Below are 11,514 nucleotides of genomic sequence, written 5' to 3'. Positions count from 1 at the left end.
CGAGGTGGTGCCGGGCCCTCCCATGCAGCGTGACGCGTCGTGACGCGTCAGGCGGGCGTCACTTCACGTCGAAGCGGTCCGCCTCCATGACCTGCGACCACGCGGCGACGAAGTCGCGGACGAACTTCTCCTTCGCGTCGTCGCTGGCGTAGACCTCGGCGAGGGCGCGCAGCTCGGAGTTGCTGCCGAAGACGAGGTCGACGCGGCTGCCGGTCCACGTCTGGGCGCCGGCGGCGTTGGTCGCGGTGAACTGGTCGGCCGCCTCGGAGGTCGGCGTCCACGTCGTGCCGAGCTCGAGCAGGTTGACGAAGAAGTCGTTGCTCAGCGTGCCGGGGCGGTCGGTGAGGACGCCGACGGTCGAGCCGCCGGTGTTCGCGCCGAGGACGCGCAGGCCGCCGACGAGCACCGTCATCTGCGGGGCCGAGAGGCCGAGCAGGTTGGCCTTGTCGAGGAGCAGGTACTCGGCGGGCACGCGGCCGGTCTTGCCGAGGTAGTTGCGGAAGCCGTCGTACTTCGGCTCGAGGTAGCCGAACGAGTCGACGTCGGTCTGCTCCTGCGAGGCGTCGACGCGGCCGGCGCGGAACGGCACCTCGACGGTGACGCCACCCGCGGCGGCGGCCTGCTCGACCGCGACGTTGCCGCCGAGGACGATGAGGTCGGCGAGCGAGACCTTTCGGTCGGACGAGCCGTTGAAGTCGGCCTGGACGCCCTCGAGGGCGCGCAGGACCGTGGCGAGCTCGGCCGGGTCGTTGGCGTCCCAGCCGGTCTGCGGCTCGAGGCGCACGCGGGCACCGTTGGCGCCGCCGCGCTTGTCGCTGCTGCGGAAGGTCGACGCCGAGGCCCAGGCGGCCTTGACGAGCTGGGCCGTCGTGAGGCCGGCGTCGGCGATCTTCGCCTTGAGCGCGGCGACGTCCTCGGCGGTGACGGGCTCGCCCTCGGCCTTGGGCAGCGGGTCCTGCCAGAGCAGCTCCTCCTGCGGCACCTCGGGGCCGAGGTAGCGCTCGATCGGGCCCATGTCGCGGTGGGTCAGCTTGAACCAGGCGCGGGCGAAGGCGTCGGCGAACTCGGCGGGGTTCTCGTGGAAGCGGCGCGAGATCTTCTCGTAGGCCGGGTCGACGCGCAGCGACAGGTCGGTCGTCAGCATCGTCGGCAGACGCTTCGCGCCGCCCTCGTCGGGAGCAGGGATCGTCGCCTCGGCGTCCTTGGCGACCCACTGCGAGGCACCGGCGGGGCTCTTGGACAGCTCGTACTCGTAGCCGAAGAGGTTGTCGAAGAAGCCGTTGCCCCACTGGGTCGGGGTCGTGGTCCACGTGACCTCGAGGCCGGAGGTGATGGCGTCCTTGCCCTTGCCGGACGCGTAGGCGTTCTTCCAGCCGAGGCCCTGCTCCTCGAGCGGGGCGCCCTCGGGCTCGGGGCCGACGTTCTCCAGCGGGTCGGCCGCGCCGTGCGTCTTGCCGAACGTGTGGCCGCCGGCGATGAGGGCGACGGTCTCCTCGTCGTTCATCGCCATCCGGGCAAACGTCTCGCGGATGTCGCGGGCGGCGCTCAGCGGGTCAGGGTTGCCGTTGGGGCCCTCGGGGTTGACGTAGATGAGGCCCATCTGGACGGCGGCGAGCGGGTTCTCGAGGTCGCGCTCGCCGGTGTAGCGCGCGTCGCCGAGCCACTCGGTCTCGGGGCCCCAGTAGACGTCCTCGTCGGGCTCCCACACGTCGGGGCGGCCGCCGGCGAAGCCGAACGTCTGGAAGCCCATCGACTCGAGGGCGACGTTGCCGGTGAGGACCATGAGGTCGGCCCAGGACAGGCTCTGGCCGTACTTCTTCTTGACCGGCCAGAGCAGGCGGCGGGCCTTGTCGAGGTTGCCGTTGTCGGGCCAGGAGTTGAGCGGGGCGAAGCGCTGCTGGCCGGCGCCCGCGCCGCCGCGGCCGTCCTGTACGCGGTACGTGCCGGCGCTGTGCCAGGCCATGCGGATCATGAACGGGCCGTAGTGGCCGAAGTCGGCGGGCCACCAGTCCTGCGAGTCGGTGAGCACCGCGGCGATGTCGGCCTTGACGGCGGCGAGGTCGAGGCGGTTGAAGGCCTCGGCGTAGTCGAAGTCCTCGCCGAGCGGGTTGGCGACGGCGGGGTTCTTGGCGAGGATCTTGAGGTTGAGCTGGTTGGGCCACCACTGGCGGTTGGTGCCGCCCGCGGCCGGGACCGGCTCCTTGCCGTGGCCGAACGGGCAGGACTGTGCCTGCGGCTCGTTCATCTCCCCGACTTCGGCGTTCTGGGGAACGGTCTGCTCTTCGGGCTTCACGTCAGACACTGGTGGTCCTTCACTTTCGGTTGCGGGCACTTCAGGTGGTCAGGTGGCTGGGGGCTCTGTGGCGGCCTCAGGAGGCGGCGGCGACGCAGTCGGGGCAGGTGCCCCAGTACGTCACCTCCGCCTGCTCGATGACGAAGCCGTGGTCCTCCGACGCCGTGAGGCACGGGGCATGACCGACGGCGCAGTCGACGTCGGCGATGACACCGCACGAGCGGCAGACGACGTGGTGGTGGTTGTCACCGACGCGCACCTCGTAGCGCGCGACGGAGCCGGCGGGCTGGATGCGCCGGAGCAGGCCGGCGTCGGTGAGGGCACGCAGGACGTCGTACACGGCCTGGTGGGAGACGTCGCCGGCGACCTCGCGCACGCGGCGGATCACCGAGTCGGTGTCGGCGTGGGGGTGGTCGCGCAGGACCTCGAGCACGGCGACGCGCTGGCGGGTGACGCGCAGGCTCGACCCGCGCAGCAGCTCCTCGACGTCGGTGCCGGACATGATCCGAGTCTTTCGGTTCTTCTTGAACAAATCAAGTCTTGACAGACGGTCCCGCCGCACGTGGCACGACTGGGCGCCGGGCTGCATCTCGTACGATGCGCGTGGGGCAGACGGCAGGACGCTCCGCCCAGCCGCGGCACCACATCGCACCTCCGGGGGCAGCCCATGTCACCAGACACCAGCAGCGCGGACTCCCTGCGAAGCCGTCTGGCCGCCCGCGCCTGGCCGAGCCACCCCGCGACGTGGCGCGAGGTGCCGGCCCGGTTGCGACCCACGCTCGGAACGGTCTTCCGTCTCACGGCGGCAGCCGTGGGTGCCTACGTGCTCTCGCAGGCGATCACCCCGGGCACCCCCGACCTCACCGGGCCGCTCACGGCACTCCTCGTCGTGCAGGCCTCGGCCTTCTCGACGATCAGGATGGGCGCGGTCCGGGTCGGCGCCGTGCTGTCCGGCATCCTCGTGGCCACCCTCCTGTCGACGTGGAGCGGCCTGACCTGGTGGAGCCTCGCCGCGGCGATCGCCGCGTCCCTGCTGCTGGCCAAGGTGCTGCGCCTCGGCGAGCAGGCGCTCGAGACCCCGATCAGCGCCATGCTGATCCTCGGGGTCAGCAACCACGACATCGCCTCCGAGACCCGGATCGTCAACACCCTCATCGGCGCCGCGGTCGGGGTGGCCTTCAACCTCGCCTACCCGCCGGCCATGCCCATCGGCCCGGCGCGGCAGGCGCTGCTGCGCGTGGTCGAGGCCGGCGCCTCCGCCCTGGACCACGCCGCGGAGGCCCTCGAGAAGGGTCCGGTGAGCCGCGACCAGGTCGAGGCGTGGGTCGACCGGGTCCGCTCGGCCAACCGCGAGGTGGCCCGCGCCACGGAGACGATCGGGCACCTGAGGGAGAGCCGGCGCCTCAACCCGAGGGCCCTGGGCACCGTCGACGTCGAGCCCGTCCTCGCCTCGGCCCTCGACACCTTCGAGCAGTGCCTCCTGGCCATCCGCGCCCTGTTCACCCTCCTGCTCGCGGAGCTGCCCCCACGAGACGCCCCCGAGGACCCGTACGGTGACGAGCTGCGCGGGGCGTTCGCCGTGGTGCTGCACGACTGCGCCGACTGCCTCCGCGCGTTCGGGGGCTTCGTCATCGCCGAGTCGGAAGGGCGCGAGACGGACACCGAGAAGGCCCTCGCGGAGAGTCTCGACATCCTGCGCGAGACGCAGGCCATCCTCGCCGAGCTCATCCTGGTGCGAGCCAGGGAGGACACGTCGTCCTGGCTGCTGCGCGGCTCGATCCTCGCTGCGGTCGGGCAGGTGCTGGCACGGCTCGACCTCGAGGACCGGGCCCGGATGCACGAGCAGTGGAAGCAGGAGCAGGAGCGCCGCCCGCTGGCGCAGCTGCCCCGGATCGTGCACGACGCCCTCCCCCACCCGGACCGCCCCTATCCCCGGGGGATCCGACCGGGCCGCGTGCGTCGGCGCGAACAGCCCGACCGCCGCTGACCGCACCTCAGTCGGCGACGAGCTCGACCTCGAACCCCTCGCCGCTCTCGAGGTAGGCCGCGTAGTGCTGCGGCCCTCCGGCGAACGGGTGCCGGTCGGCGAACATCAGCGACCACCCGCCCTCGGCGCACGCGTCGACGACCGCATCGACCTCGGCTCGCGAACCGCCATGGAAGGCAAGGTGGTTCAGCCCGGCGCGCTTGCGCTCGTGCCGGCCCTTCTCGACGTCGGGACCGCTCTCGACGACGACGTAGAGCGACCCGAGCTCCCACGCCTGGCCGTGGCCCCAGTCGTCGCCGAGGTGGTAGCCGAGCCGGCCGAGCAGCCAGCCCCACTCGCGCCCGGCCGCCGCGATGTCCTCGACCCAGATCTCGACGTGGTGGAGTCCGCCGCGCGCACCGGCGCCGCCGCCACCCGCCGCGGACGCGCCCCCGAAGTCCCAGCGGGCCGCGCCCATGTCGGCCCGGCCGCCCTCGACGAGCCCGCGCACCATCGGCGTGCCCTCGGCTCGCCAGTGCTCGAGCGCCTCGTCCTCGAGCCCTTGCGGAGGGCGTCCGTCGGAGCGGATGACCCGCCACCACGGCGCGTCGGAGCCGTACCGGCTCATCACCGAGCCGACGGTGCGCGGCCCCATGCCGCCGAGGCGCTTCGCGACGTCGCCGTAGGCGAGCACGCGGCCGGACGGGATCGACGCGACGAGCGAGAGCACGCGGTCGGCGTGGTCCTCCAGAGCCACCGGGGTCCTTTCGGGAGTGGGACGTTCAGGGCACAGCGTGCCCGACGCGTCGGCCGGGCCGGACGAGCGGGAACGCGCGCCTCAGTATTCCGGCTGCGACGGGTCGATCTCGCGCACGTACGCCACGACGCCACCGGAGACGTTCGCGACGTCGGAGAACCCGGCCCGCAGCGCGAGGCGGGTCGCCTCCGCGGACCGGCCGCCGACCTTGCAGTGGATGAGGACGCGTCGGTCTCGGGGCAGCTGCTCGAACGCCTCGCCCGAGCGGAAGAGGTCGAGGTGGATCGCCACGGCCCCGGGGATCACGGCGATCGCCCGCTCCTCCTCCCCGCGCACGTCGACGAGCAGCGGCGGCGCCTCGCCGCGCAGCTCGTCGGCCATCTCCTGCACCGTGACGGCCGGCAGGGCGTCCTCGTCGTCGTGGGCCGCGCCGGGCACGCCGCAGAACTGCACGTAGTCGATGAGCTCCGTGACCGTCGGCTCGTCACCGCACACCGGGCACTCGGGGTCGCGGCGCACCGTCAGGGTGTCCCACGTCTGGCGCAGCGCGTCGTGCACGATCATCCGCCCCGTGAGCGGCTCGCCGATGCCGAGGAGCAGCTTGATCGCCTCGGTCGACTGCACCGACCCGACGGCCGCGCACAGCACGCCGAGCACGCCGCCCTCGGCGCAGCTCGGCACCGAGCCGGGCGGCGGCGGGTCGGGGAACACGCAGCGGTAGCAGGGGCCGTGGCCGGCCCACCACACCGACACCTGGCCGTCGAAGCGCAGGATCGAGCCCCACACGTGTGGCTTGCCGAGCATGACGCAGGCGTCGTTGACGAGGTAGCGCGTCGGGAAGTTGTCGGTGCCGTCGACGACGAGGTCGTAGCCCCCGATGATCTCGAGGGCGTTGGAGGAGTCGAGGGCGACGTCGTGGCGCACCACGGTGACGTGCGGGTTGACCCGGTGCACCGCCGCCTCGGCCGACTCGGTCTTGGGCCGGCCGATGTCGGCGTCGGAGTGGATGACCTGCCGGTGCAGGTTGGTGAGGTCGACGACGTCGGCGTCGACGACGCCGATGGTGCCGACGCCGGCCGCCGCGAGGTACAGCAGCGCGGGCGACCCGAGACCCCCGGCACCGACGACGAGGACCCGCGCGGCAGCGAGCCGCTCCTGCCCCTCGAGGCGCACGTCGGGCAGCAGGACGTGACGGGCGTACCGCGTCGTCTCGGCCTTCGACAGCGGGCGACCCGTCTTGACCAGCGGATCCGTCGGCATGCCATCACCGTACTGCTCGGTATGGTGAGAAACGACACGGTCGTCTGCGCCCGCGGACGACGAGCACCACACAGAGAGTGCCCCCAGGACGCATGGCAGACGAGACCATCACGCCGGGCCGCGGACAGCGGCTCCCCCGCTCCGAGCGACGCGCGCAGCTGCTCGAGGCGGCGCTCGCCGTCTTCGTCGAGAACGGCTACCACGCCGCGGCGATGGACGACATCGCCGCGCGGGCCGGGGTGTCCAAGCCCGTTCTCTACCAGCACTTCCCGGGCAAGCTCGAGCTCTACCTCGCACTCATCGACCAGCACGCCGGCGAGCTCGAGCAGCTCGTCCGCGACGCGCTCGCCCTGTCCGACAACAAGGCCCGCATCAACACGATGACCCGGGCCTACTTCGACTTCGTCGGCAAGGAGGGTGCGGCCTTCCGCCTCATCTTCGAGTCCGACCTCGCCAACGAGCCGGCCGTGCGGGCGCGCCTCGACCAGATCGACCTCACCTGCGCCGAGGCGATGGCCGAGATCATCAGCAGCGAGACCTCGATGACGCGCGAGGAGGCCGTCCTCGTCGGCGTCGCCTTCGTCGGGCTCGCCCAGACGTCGGCGCGACACTGGCTCACCCACGAGGCGAGCCTGTCCAAGGAGACGGCGGTGCGCATCACCGGCTCCCTGATCCGCCGCGGCTTCGGCGCCTTCCCCCGGTCCGGGGCGGCTTCCGACGACGCGTCCGGCACGTCGCGGGAATCCGTCGGCAGCACCGCTGGTTAAGGTGGCCACAGGCGCGGGCCACGGTCCGCGCACCACCGAAGGACGAACCGAGAAAGCAGGTTTGACGTGGAGGTCCGCATCGGCGTGCAGAACGTGGCACGCGAGATCACCTTCGAGACGACGCTGAGCTCCGACGAGCTCCTGGCTGCCGTCAAGGCCGCCCGCACCAACGGCGACGTCCTCGAGCTGACCGACGACAAGGGCGGGCGCATCCTCGTCCCCGTCTCGTCGCTCGGCTACGTGACGACCGGTGCCGAGCGCCGCAGCGGCGTCGGCTTCGGCGCCTCCTGACCCGGAGCCCGATCGAGCCGGTCCAGCCGGTCACCGGCCGGGTGGCGCCGACAGGCGCCGTCCGGCTGGTGACGGACACTGACCGGGTACGTACCGGCTAGCGGGCTCGAGGTCCCCGCCCGGAGGAGGAGCCAGCATGACCGCAACGCTCGTCGCGGCCCTCGTCGCAGGAGCCCTCATCGGTCCCCTCGCGCGCGCCGCGCTGCCCGGACGCCACGACACCAGCGTCACGACGACCGTCGTGCTCGGCGCGTTCGGCGCCCTCGTGGGCGCCTGGATCTACAAGGCGGCCTCGGGCTCGCAGACGTCCGGCATCGACTGGACCTCGTTCCTCATCGGCGCCGTCGTCGCCGCAGCGCTCATCGTCGGCTACGGCATGGTCGCGAGCGACAGCCGGCGCCGCTGACGCCCCGCCACCTCGCCTCTGCCACAGCGCAGCTCGCGACCGGAACGTCCACCTTCGTCGCCCTGGAGCGGTGCTGATCGACGAACCCCTGATGGGGGTACGTGCCAGTTACGAACAATTCACCGTCACATCCACCACATCAGACTCATCTGGTGGGAGATTGACGATGTTGGATCTATGTCTGCCACACGCAGACTGAGTGGTCGCTAGGGCGATCAGAAGGAGCACAACATGTTGTGGACCATCATCGTGGCCATCGTCGTCGGTGCGATCATCGGCGCACTGGGCCGGCTCCTCGTTCCCGGCAAGCAGAACATCTCGCTGCTCGTCACCATCCTCATCGGCATCGTTGCCAACGTCATCGTCACGTTCATCGTTCGCCAGTTCGGCTACTCGAACGCAAGTGGCATCGCGTGGATCCCCCTGATCCTCGGGGCAGTCGTCGCAGCGATCATCATCGTGATCTACGGACGAGTCACCCACAAGACGGTCTGACCAGCAGCACAATCGAAGGGCCCGACCGTGCGGTCGGGCCCTTCCGTCATGTCGGGACCATGCCGGCACCTCACGCCGACAGGCCGAGCCGCTCCATCCGACGCGTGTGCTCGTCGGTGAGGCGGGCGAACATCCGTCCCAGCTCGGCGAGGTCCGCGCCCGGGCGCCCGGGTGCCCCGACGAGGATGCCGGCGAGCGAGTCGCGCTCGACCCCGACGCGCTGCGCCTGGGTGATCGCCTCCCCCACGAGCCGGCGGCCCCACAGCGCGAGGCGTCCGCCGACCCGCGGGTCGGCCGCGATGGCCTCGCGCACGACGGTGACGGCGAAGTCGGCCTGCCCGGTGTCCTCGAGGACCCCGAGCACGAGGGCCTGGGTGTCGGGGTCGACGTACTGGGCGATCTCCCGGTAGAAGTCCTGGGCGATGCCGTCGCCGACGTACGCCTTGACGACACCCTCGAGCCAGTCCGAGGGCTTGGTGCGCTCGTGGAAGAAGTCGACGGCCGGGACGAACGGCTCCATCGCGTCCTCGGGTGTCACCCCGAGCGTCCCGAGGCGGTCGGCCAGCACCTCGTAGTTGCGCAGCTCGTGCGCCGCCAGCCGCGCGAGCGCCGCACTCTGGCGCAGCGTCGGGGCCTGCTCGGCGTCGCGCGCGAGCTGGCTGAAGGCGCGCAGCTCGCCATAGGCGAGGACTCCGAGCAGGTCGGTGACCGCCGCGAGGTAGCCGGGGTCGTCGGTGGGCGTCGTCGGGGCCGCATCGCTCATGGGCCCAACCTACCGGCGTGGATTCGGGCGCTCAGGCGTGCTGCCGGTAGACTGTGCCGGACAACTCGGTGCCCGGTCGGCCCGATGGATCGCCCAGATGGTGCTCGCGGACACTCTCCCGCGCACCGGCGGAGCCCGCCACGACGCGGGGATCTGCCCGTCAAGACACTTCCCGATCGGCCCGTCCCGCCACTGAGCTCCCGCGTCCTGCGGGGTGCTCGTGCCGATCGAGAGATGCACATGACCCAGACCAACGAGACCCCGGCCGCCCCCGAGACACCGGCCGAGGTCACCACCGACGCTGCCACGGAAGCTACGACTGACGCTGCCACGGAGGCCGCGCAGACCGCGGCCGAGGTGGCACCCGAGCTGACCTTCGCCGACTTCGACGTCCACCCCGACATCGTCGCCTCGCTCGCCGACGCCGGCATCACCCACCCGTTCCCCATCCAGGCGATGACGCTGCCGGTGGCCCTCTCGGGCCACGACATCATCGGCCAGGCCAAGACCGGCACGGGCAAGACCCTCGGCTTCGGCGTGCCGATCCTCAACCGCGTCGTCGCCCCCGGCGACGAGGGTTTCGCGGCGCTGACGCGTCCGGGCAAGCCCCAGGCCCTCGCCGTCGCCCCGACGCGTGAGCTCGCGGTCCAGGTGGCCGGCGACCTCGAGCGCGCCGGCAAGCGCCGCGGCATCCGCGTGCTCACCGTGTACGGCGGTCGCGCGTACGAGCCGCAGATCGAGGCGCTCAAGACCGGCGTCGAGGTCGTCGTCGGCACCCCGGGTCGCCTCATCGACCTGGCCAAGCAGGGCCACCTCGACCTGTCACAGGCCCGCACCGTCGTGCTCGACGAGGCCGACGAGATGCTCGACCTCGGCTTCCTGCCCGATGTCGAGACCCTCATGGCGCTGACGCCCGCCTCGCGCCAGACGATGCTCTTCTCCGCGACGATGCCGGGTGCCATCGTGGCGCTCGCGCGCCGCTACATGTCCCAGCCGACGCACATCCGCGCGATGGGCGACGACAACGAGAACGCCCACACGGTCAAGGCCGTCGAGCAGTTCGTCTACCGCGCGCACGCCCTCGACAAGGTCGAGATGCTCTCGCGGATGCTGCAGGCCAACGGCCGCGGCCTGACGATCATCTTCAGCCGCACCAAGCGCACCGCCGCCAAGGTCGCCGACGAGCTCGTAGAGCGCGGCTTCGCCGCCGCCGCGATCCACGGCGACCTCGGCCAGGGCGCCCGCGAGCAGGCGCTGCGCGCCTTCCGCAACGGCAAGGTCGACATCCTCGTGGCCACCGACGTCGCGGCCCGCGGCATCGACGTCGAGAACGTCACCCACGTCATCAACTACCAGTGCCCCGAGGACGAGAAGACCTACCTGCACCGCATCGGTCGCACGGCACGCGCCGGCAACACCGGCGTGGCGGTGACGTTCGTCGACTGGGACGACCTGCACCGCTGGGCGCTCATCAACAAGACGCTCGACCTCGGCATCCCCGAGCCGCAGGAGACCTACTCCAGCTCGGACCACCTCTTCTCCGACCTCGACATCCCCACCAGCGCCAAGGGCTACCTGCGCAAGTCCGAGCAGACCCGCGCCGGCCTGGCCGCCGAGGAGCTCGAGGACCTCGGCGAGACCGGCAAGCGCCACGGCAAGGGTGCCGGCCAGGGCCGGGGCGGCCAGGGCCAGGGCTCCTCGCAGGGTGGCTCCCGTGGTGGACGCGCCGGCGGCCGTGACGCCTCGGGCGAGGCGCGTGAGGACGGCGAGAGCCGCCCGCCCCGCCAGCGCAACCGACGCCGCACGCGCGGTGGCGGCGCGGCCGCCGCCGGTGCGGCCCCGTCGGCCGAGGGCGAGTCCTCGACCGCGTCGTCGGGTGAGCGGTCCGCCGGGTCCTCCGAGGAGGGCTCGTCGCGCCCGCGTCGCCGACGTCGCCGCGGCGGTTCGGGCCGGTCCGGCCAGCAGGCCGACACCGCGCCCGCCACGACCGGCGGCGAGTGACCCGCTCGCCCCTGCCGACCACGGTGGGCGGCGTCGGGCATCCGATGCACTGAGCAGCAGCCGAGAGGCCGCGTCCCGTTCCGGGGCGCGGCCTCTCGGCATGTCCGGCGCCCGATCGGCGCCCGGACTCCCTGGATCCTGCCCGATTCCGGGCAGATTCTTGGCACTCAGGGCTTCGGTCGTGCACAGTCGACTCGTGCTCGATCCGGAACTCGTGGCGAGGGTCGCCGACTCGTCCGGCCTGACCCACGGGGAGGCCGCCCGCGTCATCGGCGACGTCCTGGCCCACTACGCCGAGCCCGTCGACGCCTACGTGCGCCGGCGCCACCGCGAGCTGCAGACCTACGGCGTCCGCAACGACGAGGCGTTCCGGAGCATCGCGGCCGAGCTGCGGGCCCGCCTCGTCGCGGCCCCCGAGCTGTCCGAGCGGCAGCTGCGCCGCATCGTCTACGGCTGACCGCCGGGTCGCCCCACCTCGTCACCCACCGTCGTCACCCACCGTCGTCACCCACCGT

12 protein-coding genes are annotated in these 11,514 nt (G+C 72.1%); 7 read left to right on the top strand and 5 right to left on the bottom strand.

The genetic code is table 11. The features are described from left to right. Positions 1–58 precede the first annotated feature (58 nt). A complete protein-coding gene (gene katG / locus RY076_RS05770; protein WP_323097185.1) occupies positions 59–2,245 on the bottom strand; it encodes a catalase/peroxidase HPI in 2,187 nt (728 codons plus the stop codon). Between the two features lie 124 nt (positions 2,246–2,369). Next, positions 2,370–2,795: a Fur family transcriptional regulator gene (locus tag RY076_RS05765; protein ID WP_323096638.1), complete on the bottom strand. Its 426-nt coding sequence runs from the start codon at positions 2,793–2,795 to the stop codon at positions 2,370–2,372. Positions 2,796–2,960: 165 nt separating this feature from the next. Between RY076_RS05765 and RY076_RS05760 the strand changes: the two genes are divergently transcribed. After that, positions 2,961–4,280 (top strand): FUSC family protein, encoded by a 1,320-nt coding sequence (locus tag RY076_RS05760; protein ID WP_323096637.1) that lies wholly within the window; start codon positions 2,961–2,963, stop codon positions 4,278–4,280. A 7-nt stretch (positions 4,281–4,287) separates the two neighbouring features. On the opposite strand, the gene RY076_RS05755 is transcribed toward RY076_RS05760, so the two are convergent. Beyond that, complete coding sequence (locus tag RY076_RS05755; protein WP_323096636.1) at positions 4,288–5,016, bottom strand: MGMT family protein; 729 nt, start codon at positions 5,014–5,016, stop codon at positions 4,288–4,290. An 81-nt stretch (positions 5,017–5,097) separates the two neighbouring features. Continuing rightward, positions 5,098–6,276, bottom strand: a complete 1,179-nt coding sequence (gene moeB / locus RY076_RS05750; RefSeq protein WP_323096635.1) for a molybdopterin-synthase adenylyltransferase MoeB — start codon at positions 6,274–6,276, stop codon at positions 5,098–5,100. A 92-nt stretch (positions 6,277–6,368) separates the two neighbouring features. Here moeB and RY076_RS05745 point away from each other — a divergent pair, with 92 nt between their 5' ends. The 4 genes from RY076_RS05745 (at position 6,369) to RY076_RS05730 (ending at position 8,235) form a co-directional block, all read left to right on the top strand. Next, positions 6,369–7,043 carry a TetR/AcrR family transcriptional regulator gene (locus RY076_RS05745; RefSeq protein ID WP_323096634.1) on the top strand — a complete coding sequence of 225 codons (675 nt, stop codon included), beginning with the start codon at positions 6,369–6,371 and terminating at the stop codon, positions 7,041–7,043. Between the two features lie 66 nt (positions 7,044–7,109). Then, positions 7,110–7,334, top strand: a complete 225-nt coding sequence (locus RY076_RS05740) for a DUF3107 domain-containing protein (protein WP_323096633.1) — start codon at positions 7,110–7,112, stop codon at positions 7,332–7,334. A 136-nt stretch (positions 7,335–7,470) separates the two neighbouring features. Further along, complete coding sequence (locus RY076_RS05735) at positions 7,471–7,740, top strand: GlsB/YeaQ/YmgE family stress response membrane protein (protein WP_323096632.1); 270 nt, start codon at positions 7,471–7,473, stop codon at positions 7,738–7,740. Between the two features lie 231 nt (positions 7,741–7,971). After that, complete coding sequence (locus tag RY076_RS05730) at positions 7,972–8,235, top strand: GlsB/YeaQ/YmgE family stress response membrane protein (RefSeq protein ID WP_076262557.1); 264 nt, start codon at positions 7,972–7,974, stop codon at positions 8,233–8,235. A gap of 70 nt (positions 8,236–8,305) precedes the next feature. On the opposite strand, the gene RY076_RS05725 is transcribed toward RY076_RS05730, so the two are convergent. Further along, complete coding sequence (locus RY076_RS05725; protein WP_323096631.1) at positions 8,306–8,998, bottom strand: ferritin-like fold-containing protein; 693 nt, start codon at positions 8,996–8,998, stop codon at positions 8,306–8,308. A gap of 240 nt (positions 8,999–9,238) precedes the next feature. On the opposite strand from RY076_RS05725, the gene RY076_RS05720 reads away from it, so the two are divergent. Together RY076_RS05720 and RY076_RS05715 are read left to right on the top strand one after the other, a co-directional pair. Further along, positions 9,239–10,999 carry a DEAD/DEAH box helicase gene (locus tag RY076_RS05720; protein ID WP_323096630.1) on the top strand — a complete coding sequence of 587 codons (1,761 nt, stop codon included), beginning with the start codon at positions 9,239–9,241 and terminating at the stop codon, positions 10,997–10,999. 196 nt (positions 11,000–11,195) lie between these two features. Then, positions 11,196–11,456: a hypothetical protein gene (locus RY076_RS05715; RefSeq protein WP_323096629.1), complete on the top strand. Its 261-nt coding sequence runs from the start codon at positions 11,196–11,198 to the stop codon at positions 11,454–11,456. The last annotated feature ends 58 nt before the right edge of the window (positions 11,457–11,514 follow it).

It is taken from the genome of Intrasporangium zincisolvens (genome assembly GCF_034724055.1).
In the GTDB taxonomy this organism is placed as follows: Bacteria; Actinomycetota; Actinomycetes; order Actinomycetales; family Dermatophilaceae; genus Monashia; species Monashia zincisolvens.
Note: the sequence above shows the minus strand (reverse complement) of the source record. Positions and strands in the feature narration are given on the sequence as shown.